Below are 21,016 nucleotides of genomic sequence, written 5' to 3'. Positions count from 1 at the left end.
AACAATTTAGATTCCATAAAATTTCTAATATTAGTTATTTGTAGCCGATTTATAGTATAATTTTTTGCTTAAATTTATTTTAAAAGGATAAAAAATGAGAGTTTTTAAAAGTGTGGTATTGACAGGTATTTTAGGTATGAGTGTGTCTAGTGTATCATCAGCGGCTATTCTTGGTGCGGAAGTGGGTGGCATTTTTGGAGCAAGCATTAATAGTGTTAATGCTGGGAATCTTGATGCTGATACTACTTTTGCAGTTGGTGCGTATGGTAAATTGTGGTTAAAACCAGGAATGTTACGTATTGCTCCATTTGTTAAATGGGAATCTGTTGGCTCCTTGGATGATAAGGTGCGTTATAATAATTTTCAATATGGTGGGTTAATAGGTGTGCATGTATCTAAGATAACCCCTTATGTTGGTATTGCATATTCACATTTCACAAACACTGCTTTAGAGCATACTTGGGCTGTTAATTATGGCGTTCATGTTAGTTTGCCTGCTCATATTACCATAGGTATAGAGGCTTCTTATCAATCACCAAAATTGTCAGGGATTAAGGTTGATATTAATAGAGTTTCTGCTACTTTAGGGGTTCAATTTTAATTTAGATTCTAATTTATCACAATAATATTTAAGTTTAAAGTAAATATTTATATTTTTAAGTTACAATTTTAGGTTAAATTTGATTGTGTGGATTAAAAAATGAGTGTTTTGCAGCTTAGTTTTGCATTGTCGCATGTAATAAAGGCGGGGAATTTCTTTTTTTGGCGTTATATACAACCTGTCATTTTTGCTATTTTTATATCTTTTATATTTTCTATTCTTTCTATTAATTTTGTAAAATTGCTTGACTTATAGTTGGTCTAATGGTTTATAATTTTGGTTATAGAATCTAGATTAGATTCTGTGTTTGCGAGTGAAACTTAAAAAAATATAGATGTTTCGCTTACGCTCAACATGACAAACAAGATTTATAGAATCTAAAAATGTCGGCAGGGAGCATAAATTCTAGTATTTTGGATATATTTTGCAAAAACTTTTTTGTCCGCGAAGTGAGACTAACCTAATCGGTTGTCGCAACGAGCGGACAAAAAATTTTTGTAAAGGATAGACGGAAGACGAATTTTTAGGGAGTAAAAATTATGAAAAATGTAATCTTAACAATGTTAATATCACTAGCACTAATCGCGTGTAGTAGCGACAAAGAGCAGAAACAAGAAACGCCAAAAATGCAAGTTAAAGGCATGGTAGTAAAAGCCCAAAATATGTTCCTTAGCTTTGAATATCCAGCGCGTTTTAAATCCGTGCAGCAAAGTAGCGTATATGCGCGTGTGGAGGGCGTGCTACTAGCCCAAGATGTAAAAGAGGGCGATATAGTTAAAGAGGGCGAGCACCTTTTCAAAATCGACCCTACACGCTATCAAGCAAAAGTCAATATGGCAAAAGCGCAATATGACGCCGCAAAAGCGAATTTCACAAAGGCTGAAAAGGACTGGCTACGCGTCTCAAAGCTCTATAAGCAAGGCGTCCTTACTATCGACCAGTATGATACTTCGCAATTTAACTACGCTTCGGCTAAGGCAAATGTGGATAATACAAAGGCTGCCCTAGATGATGCGATGATTGACTTAGGCTACACGGATGTCGTGGCGTCTATGAGCGGTCGCATCGGTATGCGGCGATATGATGTGGGTAATGTCGTAGGTCGCAGTGGGCAAGATGTGCTTACGACTATTACGCAGCTCTCGCCTATTTATGCGGAGTTTAGCATTCCTAGCAATGACTTTTATTATATGCGGCATTTGAATAAGGATAATATCGCGGTTGAATTTATTCTAAATAATGGCAACACTTACGAGCATAAGGGCAAGGTTGATTTTATAGATTCTGTCCTTGATACGCAGACAAATTCGATTAAAGCAAGGGCGATTGTGGATAATGATAAGTTTGCTCTTTTGCCAAATGACTTTGTGCGAGTAAAGTTGCAAGGATTTGAAGCCCAAGATGTTATTGCTATTCCGCAGTCGGCGTTATTGCAAGATTCTCAGGGTAGCTATGTTTATACGCTTAAAGGCGATAAGCCAAGCATTACACGCGTGACTTTAGGGCAGAATCTAAAGGATGCTTTTGTGCTAATTTCTAGTGGTTTGCAAAATGGCGATATTGTGATTACTTCGCATTTAGCTAAGATTAATCCTACAATTAGTGTTTCAGTAGATACAAGTGATTCGCCCAGCGCCCCGACAAATCCACCAGCAGAAGCACTCTTAGATTCTAATATATGGAATCTAGATTCTAAAACCGCTAAAGATTCTATAGAATCTAACTTACAAGATTCTAAAAAAATATCAATTATAGAATCTAGATTCTATAGAAGTATTGAATCTAATAATTTAGATTCTATAAAATTAGTGAATTTAGAATCTAGGATTCTAAACAAACTAAATTCGCAAGGGCAAATTTTCCTTAGATTCCAAAGTCCCACCCATTCCCACCCATTAAAATATAAGGAAATTTTGCCCTTGCGAATTTCTACAAACAATTTAGATTCTATAAATATTACCTATCGCACCACCACCCTATTTTGATAGAATCTAAAAAGGCATAAAATGAGCGAAGAAGTAAATTACAAAGTCAAATTTGCAAATAAATATTTCGATGAGGGGAAATATTGCGAATATGATATAAATAATATTGATGTGATTTTAAAAAATAAATATCATAAGCCCATTTTATATATAGAATCTAAGTATAAAATAACTGATATTAACGCACACAGAAAGGCATTAGCCCAAATCGTTCTAACAAATAAAAAGCAAGATAGAATCCTAGATAAACTCGCACTAATTTATTTAGATTCTAACAATAATGATATTTTAGAGCTGATACACTGCGATGATAGCGTTATGTTTAATAATGATATTAACTGGAATGCTGAGATTCCTAGCACTCCTAGTAAAGATGCGATTGATAGGATAAATGATAGATTAGCTCCTAAGATTCTAACAAGCATAGTAAATGATAAAACGATATATAAAGAAATCCCACGCATTACAATCTTTAAAAATAATGAAATTAAAGAAATATATAAAAGCCTTATGCAAGGGCAAAGTGAGATTTATATCACCTTAGAAAATTCAAATCTAGTATATAATGAATGGAAAAAAGAAATAGAATTTGAAAATATCCAAGATGAGCAAGAGCTAATCAATCTTTTTTTGGTTGATATACTAAATGGCACGAAATATAAACAAGACTTTGTTGCAACAGAAAATAATTTATTTACTAAAAAAGGCGACACACTAAATGATTACGAAGACTTGATAAACGAAGGGACAAATCTAAATCTTTTCAAATATTCATTTAATGAAAAGCTAGAAGTAGAAGATATAAAATATATCTCAAAAACCAAAATGATAACAAAGAAAAAATATGAAACTGAAATATACACGATTAAAAGTAAGAAAAATTATAGAAATTTTTGGGCGAAATATAAAAGACCGCCGGATAAAAAAGAGTTTTTAAAAATCTTAGAGTATTCGGCTAGATTTTATAGTGAAAAATATAGAAAGACTACAGGGGGAGAATATACGCCTAGTTGCTTTGTAAGTTTGCAAAATAAGATTCTAAAGAATAGCGGCTATGATATGAAAGACTTTTTAGTATTTGACCCATGCGCTGGTGTTGGCAATCTTGAAAATGACTTTGGCAGGGACTATAAAGATTCTTGTTATCTAAGCACATTAGAGCAAATGGATGTGGATACTTGCAAGATTAAGGGTTTTAGCAATGTTATTCAATTTGATTATTTAGCAAATAATAAAGAGCCTTTGTTTTTACACAATAATATTTTAAAAACAATCACACAAATTTGTGCGGCTAGCAATAAAAAGCTAATGGTAATAATGAATCCACCCTATCAAAATAAAAAAGGCTCAAATACCGCTATGCAGTTTTTTAATAAAGTAGTAAAGTTGCAACCGCAAGTAATAATATTTTATTATATGACAGAATCTTTTTTATGTGATGAAATTAATGAGTATATAAAAAGTGGATATAAAATAGTAAGCCATAGTTTTAGTAATGCAAAGACTACATTTAAACTAAGCGAGTGGTCCATATCCCAAATAATTTTTGATAAAGATAAGGGCGAAACTATAAACAAAAACTCATTTTCTGCTAGTAGATATGAAGTAGATTCTAATGATTTAGAAATAGCAAATTTGCATTTTGTAAAAACATATACTTATGATTTAAAACGACCAAATTTACTAAACGAAATAGAAAAAACTATATTAGAAAATCAAAAAGGAATGATTTTAGGGGATATATGCTATCTAAAAGGTGTAATCAATCTAACAAATAAGCCATCTAAAAATAAAAATCCACTTACAACACAGAATCTAAAATATGCCCTTTTGCAAAAAGGTATAAATTTTAATACACATAATAAATATTTTGAAAGAAACGCTTATATTTTTAAAGGAAAAATAGATGATATTAGCGATGAGCTTTTTAGCGATGCTATTTGCTTTTCACTTTTTTATTTAAATATGGCTTTTACAAATAAAGAAGTCCTTGAAAATGGTAAAAAAATTAAGCTTAGAAACTACATTATGCCTTTTACTCACACACAACTAGGCTTTGGCTGCTCTAAAGGAATGCTAAATGTGCTAGAACCACAAATGCTAGATTCTAAAAACGATGGATTATGTAATACGCAAGAAAATATAAAAGAAAAGCCCTTTGATTTTAGAATCTTTTTAAGTGAATTTGAGTTTAGCAAAGAGGCAAAAGATTTATTTAACGTAGCATTGCAAATATTTAGATTCTATCATTCAAATGATGAATATCAACATAAAGACTTTAATGATAGCTTTTATGATATTACAAATGCGATAATGCAAAAAAATCCACTTGATTTTCAAGTCCTAGATTCTACAAAAGATAGCAGAATCACAAGGGTAAAAACGACAAAAGGCTCAAAAGGCTTTGGTAGAAATACAATAAAAGGTTTTGTGGATAAAGAAAATTTAGAAATATTTTATCACTTTTTTGACACACGCGATAATTTAGCCCGAAAGATAAATAAACAACTTTTAGAATCTAACCTACTTTTATGGGAGAGAGAAAATTTATATTAGAATCTAGATTCTATAAAATATTTTTTCAACCTTAAAGGGCGGTGGGTGGGCGATAGGTTAAAAATACTTTAAAGGGTGGCAAGGTTTAGAATAGATAGAAAAATATTTAGAATCTAGATTCTATCCATTTATCAAAAAAGGGCATTTAGGATTCTAAAATTAGATTCTAAAAAGATTCCATAACTTAGAACTTTAAATATAAAAAGTTTTAATTTATAGAATCTAGATTCTATCCATCCTTAAAGGGTGGTTGGGTGGGAATAGATATAAAGAAAAATATTGTTAATTTAGATTCTATAATTTATCCTAATCGCCCACCCACCACCCTTTTTAAAAAAAATATAGAATCTAGATTCCATAAAAAAGGAGAAAAAGCATGTCAAAGTTTTTTATTAATCGTCCTGTTTTTGCTATGGTAATATCTGTGGTGATTGTGCTTGTTGGGATAATTAGCATATTTACACTGCCTGTTGAAGAGTATCCGCAAGTCGTGCCTAATGAAATCACGGTTCAGGCAACTTATAGCGGGGCAAGTGCTGAAGTCGTGGCAAACACGGTTGCAAGCGTGCTAGAAGAAGCAATAAATGGCGTTGAAGGTATGCTATATATGAAAAGCAGCAGTAGTAGTAGCGGCACGGTAAGCATAAGCGTGTATTTTGCAAATGATGCAAACGCAGATATGGCAATGGTAAATGTCAATAACCGCGTCCAAAGTGTGCAATCTCAGCTCCCACAAGAAGTGCAACGACTAGGTGTAAATGTTAGAAAACGAAGCAGCACAATGCTTGCCATTTTCGCCCTTTATAGCGATAATCCAGCCCATGATTCTATATTTGTAGCAAATTATGCGAGTATCAATATCGTAAATGAATTAAAACGTGTAAATGGCGTAGGCGATGTTACCGTGTTTGGTCAAAATGACTATTCAATGCGAATTTGGCTTGATTTAGATAAAATCTCCCAAAATAATCTAACGCCAAGCGAAGTAGCAAAGGTTATAAGTGAGCAAAATTCACAATTTGCACTAGGTAGCTTTGGGGCAGAGCCTGTTAGAAAAGAGATTGCTTTTACATATAGCGTTACAACGCAAGGGCGATTTATTAGCCCTGAAGAGTTTGGGAATATTATCATTCGTAGCAATAGCGATGGTTCATCTTTAAGAGTTCGCGATGTAGCTAGAATTGAGCTAGGCTCAAAAGATTATAGCGTTACGCCTTTATTAAATGGTAAGTCTGCGGCTGCTTTTGGTATCAATTTACAGCCCGGAGCAAATGCGATAAATGTAATGGATGCGGTAACTAAAAAAATGCAAGAGCTAAAGGAAAATTTCCCAACAGGGCTAGATTATCGCGTCCCGCTTGATAATACAAAGTTTGTCCGCGTTAGTGTGAAAGAAGTGGTAAAGACTTTCTTTGAAGCCATTGCTTTGGTTATTATAATAATGTATTTTTTCTTACAAAATATCCGCGCTACGATTATCCCTGTGATTGCCATTCCTGTAAGTATCATAGGCACATTTGCTGGAATGTATGCGTTAGGTTATTCTATAAATCTTTTAACACTTTTTGGGCTTGTTTTAGCGATAGGAATTGTGGTAGATGACGCAATTATTGTCATTGAAAATGTGGAAAGGATACTACATAGCGAAGTAGATTCTAATGGTAATAAATATAGCGTAAAAGATGCGACTTTAAAAGCTATGAGTGAGATACAAGGACCTGTTGTTGCTATCGTTTTAGTTTTGTGTTCTGTATTTATCCCTGTGGCATTTATCGGCGGCTTTGCTGGGGCGATTTATCAGCAGTTTGCTATTACTATTGTTATATCAGTTGTTATTAGTGGCTTTGTGGCTTTAACATTAACGCCGGCATTATGCGTAAGCATTTTAAAAAATACAGAATCTAAGCCCTTTTATATCGTAAAAAGATTCAATGATTTTTTTGATTTTCTAACGCGAAAGTTTAGCGAGCAAATCTCTCGCACGATGAAACATGGAATCTTAATGGCTCTTTGTTTCATAGCAATTATAGGCTGCACTTACACACTTTTAGTAAGGCTTCCTACAGGCTTAGTCCCAGCTGAAGATAAGGGCAGTATGATGAGCTTTATACAGCTACCACCAGCTAGTGCTTTGTCACGCACAATTGATACAGGCAAACAAGCCTTAAGCATTTTAGAATCTAATCCAAATATACAATCAAACTTTTTTATAGCAGGATTTGATTTCTTAGCAGGAGCGCAAAGGACAAGTGGCGCGGTAATCTTTTCGACTTTGAAAGATTGGAAAGAAAGGAAAGATAACTCCTTTAAAATCGTAGGGCAGACAAGTGCTGCTTACGGACAGAATCTAAATGCAATCGCTTTTGCTACTAACCCACCGGCAATTATGGGCTTAAGCATTGCTGGGGGATTTGAAATATATTTGCAAAGTCGTGGAAATGGCAGTATTAAAGACTTAGAACATTACGCAAACGCTCTTGTGGCGGAAGCAAATAAACAGCCAGAGCTAACAGGTGTGCGAAGTATGTTTAGTGCGAACATTCCGCAGTATTATTTGAATCTAGATAGGGAAAAAGCAAAGGCAATGGGCGTAAATGTCGATGATGTATTTACGGCAATGCAAAGCACTTTTGGGAAATATTATGTAAATGATTTTAACCTTTATGGTAGGACGTATCAAGTAAATGTGCAAGCTGAATCTAGATTCCGTGAAATACCAGAAGATTTAAGCCGCGTATTTGTGCGAAGTAGTAGTGGCTCTTTAGTGCCGATTAGCTCTTTAGTTAATTTTGAACGTGTCGTTGGTGCTGATATAATTGATAGATTTAACCTTTTTACAGGCGCTAAAATTATGGGAAATCCTAAAGATGGCTATAGCAGTGGAGACGCACTGAAAGCCATTGAGCGAGTAGCCGCGCAAGTGCTGCCGCAAGATTATACACTAGGCTATTCAGGTAGTAGCTATCAAGAGAAATATAGCTCAAGCACAGGGCGTTTAGCTTTTGTTTTTGGGCTAATTTTTGTGTATTTAATATTGTGTGCGCAATATGAAAGGTGGCTTATGCCTTTAAGCGTTCTTACCGCTGTGCCTTTTGCGGTATTTGGCGCATGCGTAGCGACTACTTTGCGTGGGCTAAATGATGATATTTATTTCCAAATAGGGCTTGTAATGCTAATTGCCTTAGCGGCGAAAAATGCGATATTAATCGTGGAATTTGCCCAGCATTTACACGAAATTGAGAAAAAAAGCATACTAGATTCTGCAATAGGCGCTGCAAAATTGCGTTTCCGCCCGATTATTATGACTTCACTAGCTTTTTCTATCGGCGTGTTACCTTTAGCACTAAACACAGGTGCGGGTAGTGGTAGTCAAAATGCTATCGGCACAGGCGTAATCGGCGGAATGCTAGCCGCCACATTCATCGCCATATTTTTCATCCCCCTATTTTGGAGCTTCATCGCCTCCCTTAGCTCGTGGCTAAAGCCCAAAACCCTTTAGAATCTATTTTAATTATCTATCTAGGTAGCCAAAATTATAGAATCTAGATTCTACTTCAAATTCGCTAGATATTCATCAATTGGCATTACCGCACCTGGCGCATTCGCCTTAAAAATTGCATAAGGCTCATCAATCTTGCAGCCGATATACTGAAACGCGCAATTTAGCGGTAGCATCAGCGTCTCAATCGTGTAGCCATGATGCCCCTCATAAGTCTCTTTTGTGCCGCCCGCCGTGGTTATGACCTTAAAAGTCTTGCCAGAGAGCAGCTTTGGATTGTCGCCATATAAAATCTTGCCAAGCACGACATCCTCCCACTCCTTCATAATGCTAGGCGTGCTAAACCAAAATAGCGGGAATTGAAACACGATTTTTTTCGTCTCTTTTAGCAGCGAAATCTCCTTATCCACATCAATCGCCGCGGTTGGATAAGTCGTAGTAAGGTTGTGAATTTTCACATTTTCTAGCTTGCTAGCCGCCTCGAGCAACGCCTTATTTGCCTTAGAATCTTTCCAGTATGTATGCGCAAAAATCACCAAAGTATCCATTTTTACTCCTTTTTAGTAACAAAATATAACAATTCTACAAAAAACTTATAGATTTTTGGTTGATAGATTCTAAAAGTTAGTATTTTTTTAATAAAAATGCTTAGATTCTACACAATAGAATCTTTACAAAGTAGATTCTAAGATTTTATCAAATCTAAATATAAAATAAATTCTAAACAATCTACTTACTAGCCTGTTTATCCATTTCCTTGTAGTTGTATGGGCGGGTGTTTTTATCTAGCTCTAGGTATTTTGCTGGGGGCGCTCCATTTATGTTTTTATCATCATAATATCGTGTGCCGGCTTTGTGTCCATTTACATCGACTTTGTAGTGGATTTCACCCGGGTTGTATTTTTGGATTTCTTCAAAGCCTAGATTTGAGATTTTAAAGCCTTTGATATTATGCTTACTAGCAACTTCTACTAGCTTTGCTTGACCCTCGCGTGCCATTTCTACAGCTTGAAGTAGCATTCGACTTGCCTCTCTAGGATTATGGAATCCTGTTGAGTTTTCCGCGCCGACAAAATCGCCTCTCATTTGTGCCTTTCTATGCAGCTCTAGCACTTCTTTTAGCTCTTTGCTAATTTTTGCCTTATCAGCCTTGCCATCAGTTTGAAACTCTGGCATTTTCCCTAATTCATTTCGTATAAATTCCACATCTTTAATCAAACTAACACTCGCATACTCCGCACTTCGCAAATCATAAGCAATTGAGCTTTGAATATCATGGATTTGCCTTTTTAGATACTCCTCACTTTGCGTGTGGCAGGTTTTACAAGCCGAATTTATATCTTGCAAGGGCGAAGTAACATTGTGCTGCGTTACCTTTTTAGCACCCTTTCTAACATAAGGCATGTGGCAATCCGCGCACGCCACGCCATTTGCCGCATGCACGCCGCCGCTAAATAGCTCACTTTCAGGATGCTAAATCTTTATCATAGGAGCATCCGTTATCTTATGCGCCCAGTCTTGCGGGAAAATATCACGCACTTTATCATAATAATCATCAAACATCTCGATTCTAAATGGCTGCCCTTTTTTCCACTCACTCCAAGGGAAAACTAGCTCTAGCCCTGCTACTTCAATCTCTGTAGGCGAATTACCATTTCTCCATAATTCATACTCATCATAAGTCTTTTGCGTGCCATCTAGCCATTTTGCATTAGAATCTTGTGCGATAGATTCACCCATTACTTTGACCTTTGTGCCTGTTGGGCGGAAGTAATATTCTACGTGACATTGTGAGCAAACTAGCGTTCTCATTTCTTCGCGACTAGCTTCCACGCCTTGCTTTTCATGTGGTTTATATCCACGCGCTACTAGGGCATTTATCGCGGCAGGTCTTGTAAGTCTTAGCGACATATCATCCGGGGCGTGACAATCTGCACATGTAACGCCCATTCGCTTACCACCATGCGGTCCTTTGTGCTTATCACTGCCCTCTTCGATACCATTTAGGGCGGGGATATTTTTTACCATAGTCCAGTATTTTGTGGAGTTAAAGGCAACCCATTTATCATTGAATGTCTCGCCCTTTGTATTGCGTATTAGCCATGGAGTCCAGCCGCTGTGGCAGTTCATACACGCAGTTGGTTGTCCGCCAAACTTTGCAAAGCCATGCGTGTTTAGAAAGTCTTTGTTGTTTCGCGCGGTCTCCATTTGGTCTACTTGTATCCAAAAATGCCCACGTTCCTCATTTGCATCAATGCTAAAAGGGTAACCTGCCCAAAGTAGCGTTAGTTGCGGATAGCGAATGAGCTTTGAATAGGCTAGATTCCCACCAAATTCTGTCGCAATCGGCTCTGCCTTTTCCACGACCAAATACATATCAAGGTAATCAGGGAAATTCTGCCCCCACACATCAAATAGCGGGACATCATCGCTCATATCCACAAAATCCTTGCTATCTACGCCGCCTAGACTTGCTTCTTGCTTTTTTGTGATGTCGTTATTTAGCCAAAATACCGCGCCGATGATGATTACTAAGCCGACAATGGCGGTGATAAAGCCTTTTTTGCTCATTGCTCTTCCTTTTGTTTAAAAGATTCGTCTTCCGTTTGGATGGACTACACGCAAAATACTAGAATCTAGATTCTATAACCTTACGTTTTTATAGAATCTTTGGGTTTAGATTCTAACCACGTCTTAAAAAAAGGGTGGTGGGTGGGCATTTTGGCTTTAAAACAAAACGCCTTTTTAGAATCTAGATTCTATAAATTAAAACTTTATCTTTTAAAAATTCTAATTTATAGAATCTCATTTTAAATTTAACAATTTTTTAGAATCTAGTTTGCTTTGCAAATGCCTAAAGCCCACCCACCACCCTACTAAGAGAGTGGATAGAATCTAGATTCTATAAATTAAAACTTTTTTAAGATAAAATTCTAAGTTATAGAATCTTTATAGAATCTTTTTAGAATCCTAAACGCCCTACTAAGAGAGTGGATAGAATCTAGATTCTATAAATTATAAAATATGTAAGTTTTATGATTAAAAGTTAGAAGTAGTAAAACAAGGAAAATACTTTGTAATCTTAAAGGTTACGAAAATCGCAACCCCCACACAATGTGTGAAATGTAAAAATTTACAAAATTAATACATTCTTACGGCAAAGATTAATGAAATCAATGCTATAATTACAAGGTATTTCATGTAAAACATGCTCGTTTCTCCTTTCGGCGAAGCGATTCCTTGTGTGAAGCTGGTACTCTTCACACGAAGGTTACGATGCTTCACAAACAAATTATACCTTAACTTTTATCAATTACTAATTTACATCCTTTAAAAATTATAAATTTTAGAATTTTTAGAATCTAGATTCTAACCACGTCTTAAAAAAGGGTGGTGGGTGGGCATTTTGGCTTTAAAACAAAACGCCTTTTTAGAATCTAGATTCTATAAATTAAAACTTTATCTTTCAAAAATTCTAATTTATAGAATCTCATTTTAAATTTAACAATTTTTTAGAATCTAGTTTGCTTCGCAAATGCCTAAAGCCCACCCACCACCCTATTATGAGAGTGGATAGAATCTAGATTCTATAAATTAAAACTTTTTTAAGATAAAGTTCTAAGTTATAGAATCTTTTAGAATCTAATGTCCCGCCGCCCTACTAAGAGAGTGGATAGAATCTAAAAACCTTGTTTATGTCCTACTCCTACATGGCAAGATGTGCAAGTTAGTGCGTCTTTTATACCACGCGAAGTAGTCGCATTTATCGCGTGTGTAGCGTAGTCTGCGTGACAATTCATACAATTTTGCTGCACGATTTTTTTAGTCTTTTCAGTCGCACTAAGATTTGTTGGCAAATCATTAAGCTTAAAAGTAAAGGCATACGCGTGTCCTACGCCACTTTCAGCCTTTGCTATCCATTTATCGATGAAATTGTGCGGCAAGTGACAATCACCACAACTCGCACGCGGCTCGCCCTTGATTTTCTTAGAGTGCGGGGCTTTCAAATAATCAGCATACACATCATTCATAATGTGGCAATTATTACACGCGGCGCTATCATTGCTAAGGTAGCTCATCCCCTTTGCATTATGAAAAGTGTAAGCCCCACTTATAAAAAGCACCGCTAAAAGTGCGAAAACAATAGCAAAATACGCACTAAATTTCTTTTGCTTTTGTGTGGTAGAATCTTTAGAATCTTGCATTTCTCACCTTAACTTTTTTCTTAAAATATTATATATTTTGTAACTTTATCATTAATTTAAAAAAATGATAAAGCGTATTCTACACAATCAAATCTTAATCTAAACTGAATCTAAACAATTTTCCTAATTTTTCGCCGATAAAATTATAAGAATGATTATCTTTAAAAATACAACATTACAAAAAGGCGAAGATTCCATAAAATTTATAGAATCTTTACAAAGCAGATTCTAAGATTTTACATAATTTCGCTACGCTTTTAGCACAAATTTGTCTATTAAAAGGAAGCGATATGAAAAAGGTTTTTTTAAGTCTTTGTCTTAGTGTGGCGGCTTTTGCGAGTTTGAATGCACAAAATTTAGATTCTAAAATCGCACAAAACGCACAGAATCTAAAAACAGATTCTATAAACTCAAAACACATTAGAATCCTGCCTATAAATAACGCCAAATTCCTAGCTGGTGGGCGTTTTGACTTCTTAGTCGAGTGCTTTTACTGCCAAACAAATAGCATTAAAGCTAGTATAAATGGCGTGGATGCGGCTAAATTCTTTGATAAAAGGGCGAGTGTGAGCGTGGATAATGGCGTGGTTAGCTACCGCATAAATAATGTAACTTTCCCTAGAAGTGGCACTTTTAAGGTGCAAGCAAGTGGCAAACTTATAGAATCTAAAAACACAGATTCTAAACTTACAGAATCTAAAGCCGAAATCTCCCAAAATATCGCCTATAAAGTGGTCGATTTTTCCCAAGATAATCCAAAAATAAAAGCCAAAAATGTAATCCTTTTTATCGGCGATGGTATGAGCCTGCAAGCAAAGCAAATGGCACGAATTCTTAGCAAAGGCATAACGCAGGGCAAATACAATGGCTTACTTGAAATGGAGCGGCTTGATAATATGGCGTTAGTTACGACAAGTGGCTATGACGCGCTTACGACAGATTCGGCAAACTCGGCGTCCGCGTATTCCACAGGGCATAAAAGCGTGGTAAATGCGATGGGCGTGTATGAAAATCATACCAAAAATCCATTTGATGACCCGCGTGTAGAAACAATGACTGAACTTTTGAAACGAACACGTGGGATGAGCGTAGGCTTAGTTACTACCGCAAATATCAATGACGCCACTCCAGCGGCGTTTGCCACGCATACGCGAAATCGCGATATGAAAAATGAGATTGCTTTTGATTATTTACGAACGCGCCCTGATATTATTATGGGTGGGGGTTTGGCTAATTTTTTATATGATGAGAAAGGCGGTGTGAGAGACGATGGGGCGGATTTAACAATGACGTTTAGAGATTCTGGCTACAAAATCGCCTTTAACCGCAAAGATTTGCAAAATATTATGAAAGATTTTCGCACAAATTTAAAGCGAGATTCTAAAGATTCTACCACAAAGATTCTAGGACTTTACAATATGGATAATATGAATGTGTATCTTGACCGCGAAGTCTTGCGACATCCTGATGTGCTAAAAAACTTTGATAATGAGCCAAATTTAATGGAAATGACAAAAGCCGCATTAGAGATTTTAAGCCAAAATGAAAATGGATTTTTCTTGCTTGTCGAAGGGGCGAGTATTGATAAACAACTGCATAAAATGGATTGGCAACGCGCCGCTTATGACGCAATTGAGCTTGATAAAGCAGTAAAAATCGGTCGCGATTTTGCCGATAAACGCGGCGATACGCTAATCATTGTCGTAGCCGACCACGCGCACGGCGCAAGTATCACAGGGACATATCACGAGCTAGATGGCAAGAGTGGGCGTGAAGCGGTTCGCACTTATAAAGATTCCATATTCCCAACATTTGTCGATAATGATAAAGATGGCTTCCCGGATAATCCAGATGCTGAGATTACCCTAGCCGTGCAGTTTGCAAATCACCCAGACTATATCGCAAACTATCATCTTAAGGAAAAACCAACTAGCCCAACGATAAAAGATTCTAATGGTCGATATATCGCAAATGAGAAGGTGCAAGGCGAGCATTATTTTGGCAATATCCCTTATAAAGAAGACCAAGAAGTCCATGCCGCAGATGATGTAGTCCTAATGGCTCACGGCGTAGGGAGCAATTATTTTAAGGGCATAATGGATAACACCGAAGTCTTTTTCGGCATAGCAAAAGCCCTAAATCTCAACGCAAAAGATTCTAAATTCTAAGATTGTTTGTAAAGTTGCTCGATTTTTTCGCCTTGTTTTAGGAAAAAGTAGTGGTCGCCGCTTAGGATGAATGAACGTGTGGTTTTTGGCATAAGCTCTAAGATTCTATGATAGCTTTGCAAGGGCGTGGCGGTGTCATTTTCGCCCCAAAAAATTGTGGCTTTACATTTAAACTCTGCGTATTCATTTTCAAAATTCTCATTTACCACGATTTTAAAAATCTCATACATCACAGGGCTAAGATTATTTGCATCACTTGCTCTAAAGGCTTTAAAATTCTTTATTCCAAGCGTTTTTAGAATCTTAGTTATAGCGATTTTAAGGCGAACTTTAAGGCTTTTTGGTAGCAAGATTCCAGCGCTACTTAGTAGAATTATCTCGCGATTTAAAAGAAGCGCAATTTTCCCACCAAAGCTATGCCCTACGATAATTGTGTTAGATTTTAAAGGCTGGTTAGATTCTATAGAAATGTTAGAATCTTTAGAATCTAAAGGCGGATTTTGCAAACTAGATTCTATAATATTAGAATCTTTCTGCCCTTCTCTATTATTCCCACCGCTCCCACCCGCGTGGTTTAGGGCAGATTCTATAGAATCTTGCAACCCCATAGCCCCCAAAAAAGATTCTATAATCTTAGCGTAATCATAAGTATTTAGCACCATCTCACAAGGAGAGCCCCCAAAGCCCGGTAAATCCACATAAATATGATTAAAATCCTTGAAAGTTTCGCCAAATGCAAGTTTCATCAGCTCCTTATTACTCCCCCAGCCATGCAAAAAAACGATATTTTTTGCCGCTTGATTATTCACCAAAATGTAACTAATACGCCACGCAACACCCTTAAAATCCACATCTTTTACCGCCATAGCAATCCTTTAAAAAAACGTTAATTTTAATACAAATTTTTGTATAATAGCAAGTTTAACACAATCAAAGGACAGAATATGGCAGAGCCGATGAGTAAGCATGGGTTTGATAAATTGAGTAAAGAGCTAAAAAATCTAAAGGAGGTCGAGCGTCCAAAGGTCGCTGAGGAAATCGATATAGCGCGCGCTCACGGCGATTTGAAAGAGAATGCCGAATACCACGCTGCTAAGGAAAAACAAAGCTTTATTGAGTATAAGATTAGCGAGATTAGCGCGATGCTAGCAAATGCGGAGGTCATTGACCCTAAGAGCTTGAAACACGATAAGGTTAGCTTTGGCAGCACGGTTACGATATTAAATTGTGATACTGACGAGCAGAAAATCTATACGATTGTCGGCACTACTGAATCTGACCCAAGCCGCGGGCTAATATCTTTTAACTCACCCTTAGCAAATGGTTTGATAGGCAAAGAAGAGGGCGAAGAGGTCACTATAAAACTCCCAAGCGGCGAAACCGACTTTGAGATTCTAAAGATTGAGTATAGGGATATTGAGTTTTAGGGGATTTATAAGTTAGATATTAGTTACTTGTGCGGTATCTAAATTGTCCGTTTTTAAAGACAAGGTGTAAGCCGCCGATGCCAAAAAGCCATTTGTTTTCTATAAAGTTTTTTAGAAATGCTGCCATTTCGCCGCTTAATTCATTATTATAAATCACGCCTACGCCATCTGTGTGACCGATAGAGCAAACGGTGCCGCGATGTTTAAATTTAAAGACTTCATTTTGACTCTCACCACGCAAGATTTTAATTAAAGAACGCGCTACATAATCGCCCATTTGTGCGGATAATTGCGCGGTTGGCGCGTGTATTACATCTCTTGAAGTCGCAATAGCGCAATCGCCCACAACATAAATGCTAGAATCTTTTGGATAGCGTAAATACGCATCGACCTTGATTCTGCCCTTGACATTTTCTAAAGATGATTTTGCCACGCTATCATTCCCTTTTACACCTGTGCTCCACAATATTGTGTTGCCTTCGATAAATCGCGTTTCACCATTTTTATATGTGATATGCACGCCATTTTCACAGCATTCATCCACACTCGCACCATTTATCACTTCTACGCCAAATTGCTCTAGCTTTTTTTGTGCTAGTTTGCTCCCTTTTTCACTAAACATAGGCAAGATTCTATCACTACGCCCTATGCAAGTCACGCGCGGCAAGCTCCTATCAATCCCGCTAATTAAACACAGCTCATCTAGCCTACTACCTAGCTCTGCGGCAAATTCTATACCTGTAAAGCCTGTCCCACACACTATTACACTTAAGTCATTTTTATCTAATGTGTGGCAGTATTCTTTGAATTTATTTTCGATATTTTTATCAAGTTTTAACGCAGCATTCAATGACGATAGCTTATGTGCGTATTCTTTCACACCCTTAATATTAAAATCATCCGGGCGAAAGCCTAGTGCGATTACCAAATAGTCATAATGATATTTCCCACCATTTCCTGTGACATATTTTTGCTCTATATTAAAGCTTTTGATTTTATCTTTTATAAAGTGAATCTTACGCGGGTTTAGAATCTTTCTAAAATAGATTCTAGCCTTGCGACCGCTTAGAGTGCCTATTGCGACTTTATGCAAAAGTGTGGTTTGATAATGGTAGTCGTGCTTGCTAATTAGTGTAACATCGGCTTCATTATCTTTTAAATTTTCTTGCAAAGTGATTGCAGTTCTTAAGCCCCCATAGCCCCCACCGATTATTAGAATCTTCTTTTTGTTTTCCATTTGTTTATCCTTTTAATGTAAAGAGATTTTTGTATTTTATCTATTTTTAACGCTAAGTATTCTTAAAAAGCGAAAAATAAAATATTTTCTATCAATTTTGTTACACATTTTTACTTAAAATAGGTATAATTCAAGTTTTTCAACCAACTTTTAGAATCTTTTTAGGAGATTTTGCCTTGCGAATTATGATTAAATATTTTCCTTATGAGTGTGCTTTTAGCGATAGATTCTATAAAAATCTTGTGATTTTAGGCATCGGTAGCAATATGGGCAACACTTTTAAGATATTTAGAAATCTTTTTTTAAGTCTTAAAAACAATAAACTTATAAAACTTTTTTCCACATCTCATATTTATAAAAATAAGGCGTTTGGCTATACAAAGCAGCCAGATTTTTATAACGCCACTATTATTTTAAGCACTAATTTATGTCTTAGAAATTTTTATGCTTTAATGTTTTATTTGGAGCGAAAGCTAGGGCGAAGCCGTAAAAGAGCCTTTAAAAACGCACCACGCAAAATAGATATTGACTTAATTTATTTTGATAAAAAAAGGGCTAATTTAAAGCATTTGAGCCTACCGCACAAAGATTTTCACAATAGAGAATCTGTGCTAAAACCGCTATCTTTTCAAATGGGACTAGAATAAATGAAGCTATTTACATACTCAGGAGAAACGCCCACAGATGCGATGCGTAAGGCTCAAGACGCACATGGCGATGACGCGCTAATCGTGGATAATAAAGAAATACGTAAGAAAACCTTAAATGAACCGGGCTTGTATGAAATAGTCGTAGCCGTAGATGATTCTAAAGTAATAGAGTCGCAAAATGAAACAATTGCCCCAAAAAATAGCATACAACAAAGATTAGATGATATAGCACAAAGGGAGCTAGAGAGAAAAAGGGCGCAAAAGCTAAACAATGGCTTTGATGAAAATACCGCAAGACAGCTAACAAAAGCAGTCCAGCAAATAAAAGAGCTAAGTAATGATATAGATGGCGATGATATAAAAATCGACTTTAGTCCAAATGCAAGGCGAATGCAAAGTCAAGCACAAATCAAATCGCGTCAAGCATACCCAAGCAACACGCCAAATACGCCTATGGTGCAGCAAGCAAGTAATACACTAGATATACTAAATCGCAGGGTAGATTCTAAACTACAAGAGAGAGCAAATGCAAAGGGTGAGAGTGTCGAAGAACTGCGTGGGATAAAGCAAGAGCTAGATAAGCTAAATGATAAACTCAAACTCATTCAAAATATGGTATGGGAGGATAGAGGACCAAAAAGTGAGGGGATAAATATCCCGCATGAATTTGCCGAAATCTATCGCATAGCCAAAAGTAGTGGGATATGTAAAGAGCATTTAGATTCTATAATGAGCCTTAGTTTAGAGCTTATGCCGCTTAAAATGCGTGAAAATTCTTTGACTATAAAGCGATATTTCCGCGAAGTCTTGCGTAAAATGATATATTGTCGCCCTGAAAGTAAGGATATGACTAAAAAAATCATAATGCTTGTTGGTCCTACAGGCGTGGGGAAAACTACGGCTTTGGCAAAACTAGCGGCTAGATTCTCGTTAGAAAAAAAGGCAAAAGTTGGGATTATTACGCTTGATAGCTATAGAATCGGCGCGCTAGAACAGCTAGAATGGTATGCAGAGCGAATGCGAATAAGCATACAAATGGTAATGGCGCCTGAAGACTTTGTAAAGGCTTTGGATTCTTTGCGATATTGCGATTATATCTTAGTAGATACAGCGGGTCGCTCGCAAAATGATAGTGAGAAAATCGCGCAAATTAAGAAATATTTGCAGGGCGATTATAAGATTAACACATCTTTAGTAATGAGTGCTACGACAAAGTATGAAGATTTGCGTGATATTTATGACGCCTTTGGTATATTGAATCTAGATACGCTAATTTTTAGCAAACTTGATGAAAGTCGCGGCTTAGGCAATATTTTTAGCCTTGCGTATGAAACAAAAAAGCCCATTAGTTATTTTAGCGTAGGACAAGAAGTCCCAACTGACCTTGTAGTCGCAACAAACGAAGCCCTAGTCGACTGGCTACTAGATGGCTTTACTAATCCTAATAAGTAGGATAATGGTTTAGATTCTAAAAAACACCTTTTTCTTTCGCAAGATGCAAAACATTCTCACACACATCGTTTCTAAAGCGATTGACATCGATGATTTGGGCGTTTAGAGCGCGTTTTGAATGCTTTAAATACTGCTCTAACATCTCTGCTCTATCGCGTTTTACTTCATCTTCTAACCTTATAATATGCACATCTGGCATATTAATTTCATAAAAAAGATTTAGCAAACTAAGCGGTGGTGGGTATTTAAATAGCAAATCTCCGCTCTTAAAATCGCGTTCTTTTTGATAATTATAAAGCCCTAAGGGGAAATTTTTTGCAGTTGGTAAAGTTATAGAATCTACAATATTTTCTGTATTAGGTTCTATAAATTGCAACTTTGGATAAATATATCTTGCAAGATTTAGAAGTCCTAAAGATTCTAAAGCAAAGGGGGCTTTAAATTTGCAATCGTGCTTTAAAATCGCCTCGCACAAATCATTTAAAAGCTCACTAAAACCTTTGAAATCGCCATCGCTAAGTGCCTTTAAACACAAAATCAAATATTTATCAACTTCCCATATTTTTTTCTTATTTAAGGCTTTTTGCATTTGTTTGTCAATAATTTCTTGGAACTTTTTAGCCTTAAAGTTAGGATTTTTAGAATTTTTATAAAGCGTAAAAATAAACAAATTACTTAATAAACCACACTCAAGCGCACCAAAACTAACACTCGGTATAGAATCTAGCGGAAAAAGCGCGTGCAAAAGGGCAAAATTATTACTCGCCGCAATCAAAAACGCACGATAGCAAAAGGTGCTATTATCGTAACCGCTGGAGTTTGTGCCAAGCAAGGCGTGATAAGCGTAGGTATTGAGCGCGTTATCAATGCTAGAAATTTGCGCGTTTTGCAGATACATAAAAAGCCCGAGATTAAGGATAGAATCTGCGTCATTAAAACTGCTAGAAAGCCGCCAAATGCGGTATTCTAAGTTTTTTTTATCACTCAAAGGAGTGTGTATTTTGCTAACTTCATGCCTTAAAAGAAACATATTATTTTTACAAATTTTCACATCAAAGTTAGCTTCTTTTTCATCAAAATTTTGGCTAGTTTTAAAAGATTCTATCCTTTCTTGTATCATAGAATCTACGCTAAAATCGCCATTATTTTTTTTTAAAAAATCTTTTAGTAACTTTTCACGCTCATTTTTATCTAGGCATTTATTTAAATAGTCTTGCATTTTTGTCCTTTTTTAAG

The 21,016-nt window shown here is 36.3% G+C and carries 14 protein-coding genes and 1 pseudogene; 9 read left to right on the top strand and 6 right to left on the bottom strand.

The genetic code is table 11. The annotated features are described in order from the left end of the window. The first annotated feature begins 94 nt into the window (after positions 1 to 94). The 5 genes from LS64_RS05750 (at position 95) to LS64_RS05735 (ending at position 8,641) form a co-directional block, all read left to right on the top strand. A complete protein-coding gene (locus LS64_RS05750) occupies positions 95 to 601 on the top strand; it encodes an outer membrane beta-barrel protein (RefSeq protein WP_034570478.1) in 507 nt (168 codons plus the stop codon). A 539-nt stretch (positions 602 to 1,140) separates the two neighbouring features. Further along, entirely contained in the window at positions 1,141 to 2,586 is a 1,446-nt protein-coding gene (locus tag LS64_RS05745) for an efflux RND transporter periplasmic adaptor subunit (protein ID WP_064773690.1), read from the top strand. Positions 2,587 to 2,607: 21 nt separating this feature from the next. After that, positions 2,608 to 5,142: a hypothetical protein gene (locus LS64_RS05740; RefSeq protein ID WP_064773691.1), complete on the top strand. Its 2,535-nt coding sequence runs from the start codon at positions 2,608 to 2,610 to the stop codon at positions 5,140 to 5,142. 254 nt (positions 5,143 to 5,396) lie between these two features. Further along, the gene (locus tag LS64_RS12405; protein ID WP_160659272.1) at positions 5,397 to 5,561 is read left to right on the top strand and encodes a hypothetical protein; all 165 of its coding nucleotides are present in this window, start codon (positions 5,397 to 5,399) and stop codon (positions 5,559 to 5,561) included. Beyond that, positions 5,519 to 8,641, top strand: a complete 3,123-nt coding sequence (locus LS64_RS05735) for an efflux RND transporter permease subunit (protein WP_034570481.1) — start codon at positions 5,519 to 5,521, stop codon at positions 8,639 to 8,641. Before LS64_RS12405 ends, LS64_RS05735 begins: the two co-directional genes overlap by 43 nt. Positions 8,642 to 8,691: 50 nt before the next feature. On the opposite strand, the gene LS64_RS05730 is transcribed toward LS64_RS05735, so the two are convergent. The 3 genes and pseudogenes from LS64_RS05730 to nrfH form a co-directional block, all read right to left on the bottom strand. Further along, entirely contained in the window at positions 8,692 to 9,189 is a 498-nt protein-coding gene (locus LS64_RS05730; RefSeq protein WP_034570484.1) for an NAD(P)H-dependent oxidoreductase, read from the bottom strand. Positions 9,190 to 9,370: 181 nt separating this feature from the next. Further along, positions 9,371 to 11,212, bottom strand: a pseudogene (locus LS64_RS05725) (ammonia-forming cytochrome c nitrite reductase subunit c552). A 1,109-nt stretch (positions 11,213 to 12,321) separates the two neighbouring features. Beyond that, a complete protein-coding gene (nrfH, locus tag LS64_RS05720; RefSeq protein ID WP_034571474.1) occupies positions 12,322 to 12,846 on the bottom strand; it encodes a cytochrome c nitrite reductase small subunit in 525 nt (174 codons plus the stop codon). A 290-nt stretch (positions 12,847 to 13,136) separates the two neighbouring features. Between nrfH and LS64_RS05715 the strand changes: the two genes are divergently transcribed. Beyond that, a complete protein-coding gene (locus tag LS64_RS05715) occupies positions 13,137 to 15,014 on the top strand; it encodes an alkaline phosphatase (RefSeq protein WP_034571471.1) in 1,878 nt (625 codons plus the stop codon). On the opposite strand, the gene LS64_RS05710 is transcribed toward LS64_RS05715, so the two are convergent. Next, a complete protein-coding gene (locus LS64_RS05710) occupies positions 15,011 to 15,880 on the bottom strand; it encodes an alpha/beta fold hydrolase (protein ID WP_034571468.1) in 870 nt (289 codons plus the stop codon). The two genes, LS64_RS05715 and LS64_RS05710, sit on opposite strands and share 4 nt — an antisense overlap. Positions 15,881 to 15,958: 78 nt before the next feature. Between LS64_RS05710 and greA the strand changes: the two genes are divergently transcribed. After that, entirely contained in the window at positions 15,959 to 16,441 is a 483-nt protein-coding gene (gene greA, locus LS64_RS05705) for a transcription elongation factor GreA (RefSeq protein WP_034571466.1), read from the top strand. A 19-nt stretch (positions 16,442 to 16,460) separates the two neighbouring features. Here greA and LS64_RS05700 read toward each other — a convergent pair whose 3' ends face one another. Then, on the bottom strand, positions 16,461 to 17,678 hold the full coding sequence (locus tag LS64_RS05700; protein ID WP_034571464.1) for an NAD(P)/FAD-dependent oxidoreductase: 1,218 nt from the start codon (positions 17,676 to 17,678) through the stop codon (positions 16,461 to 16,463). A 185-nt stretch (positions 17,679 to 17,863) separates the two neighbouring features. On the opposite strand from LS64_RS05700, the gene folK reads away from it, so the two are divergent. Beyond that, a complete protein-coding gene (gene folK / locus LS64_RS05695; RefSeq protein WP_160659346.1) occupies positions 17,864 to 18,325 on the top strand; it encodes a 2-amino-4-hydroxy-6-hydroxymethyldihydropteridine diphosphokinase in 462 nt (153 codons plus the stop codon). Next, positions 18,326 to 19,780 carry a flagellar biosynthesis GTPase FlhF gene (gene flhF / locus LS64_RS05690; protein WP_034571457.1) on the top strand — a complete coding sequence of 485 codons (1,455 nt, stop codon included), beginning with the start codon at positions 18,326 to 18,328 and terminating at the stop codon, positions 19,778 to 19,780. A gap of 16 nt (positions 19,781 to 19,796) precedes the next feature. Here the strand turns inward: flhF and LS64_RS05685 are convergent, their stop codons facing one another. Next, entirely contained in the window at positions 19,797 to 20,999 is a 1,203-nt protein-coding gene (locus LS64_RS05685; protein WP_034571453.1) for a hypothetical protein, read from the bottom strand. Between the last annotated feature and the right edge of the window lie 17 nt (positions 21,000 to 21,016).

The organism is Helicobacter saguini (genome assembly GCF_000762875.2).
GTDB lineage: Bacteria > Campylobacterota > Campylobacteria > Campylobacterales > Helicobacteraceae > Helicobacter_A > Helicobacter_A saguini.
This window is presented reverse-complemented; position numbering and strand designations above follow the sequence as displayed.

Bases quoted from the DNA above. Each gene is read 5' to 3' on its own strand.
- LS64_RS05750 (WP_034570478.1), top strand. From the start codon at position 95: ATGAGAGTTTTTAAAAGTGTGGTATTGACAGGTATTTTAGGTATGAGT.
- LS64_RS05745 (WP_064773690.1), top strand. From the start codon at position 1,141: ATGAAAAATGTAATCTTAACAATGTTAATATCACTAGCACTAATCGCG.
- LS64_RS05740 (WP_064773691.1), top strand. From the start codon at position 2,608: ATGAGCGAAGAAGTAAATTACAAAGTCAAATTTGCAAATAAATATTTC.
- LS64_RS05735 (WP_034570481.1), top strand. From the start codon at position 5,519: ATGTCAAAGTTTTTTATTAATCGTCCTGTTTTTGCTATGGTAATATCT.
- LS64_RS05730 (WP_034570484.1), bottom strand. From the start codon at position 9,189: ATGGATACTTTGGTGATTTTTGCGCATACATACTGGAAAGATTCTAAG.
- nrfH (WP_034571474.1), bottom strand. From the start codon at position 12,846: ATGCAAGATTCTAAAGATTCTACCACACAAAAGCAAAAGAAATTTAGT.
- LS64_RS05715 (WP_034571471.1), top strand. From the start codon at position 13,137: ATGAAAAAGGTTTTTTTAAGTCTTTGTCTTAGTGTGGCGGCTTTTGCG.
- LS64_RS05710 (WP_034571468.1), bottom strand. From the start codon at position 15,880: ATGGCGGTAAAAGATGTGGATTTTAAGGGTGTTGCGTGGCGTATTAGT.
- greA (WP_034571466.1), top strand. From the start codon at position 15,959: ATGGCAGAGCCGATGAGTAAGCATGGGTTTGATAAATTGAGTAAAGAG.
- LS64_RS05700 (WP_034571464.1), bottom strand. From the start codon at position 17,678: ATGGAAAACAAAAAGAAGATTCTAATAATCGGTGGGGGCTATGGGGGC.
- folK (WP_160659346.1), top strand. From the start codon at position 17,864: ATGATTAAATATTTTCCTTATGAGTGTGCTTTTAGCGATAGATTCTAT.
- flhF (WP_034571457.1), top strand. From the start codon at position 18,326: ATGAAGCTATTTACATACTCAGGAGAAACGCCCACAGATGCGATGCGT.
- LS64_RS05685 (WP_034571453.1), bottom strand. From the start codon at position 20,999: ATGCAAGACTATTTAAATAAATGCCTAGATAAAAATGAGCGTGAAAAG.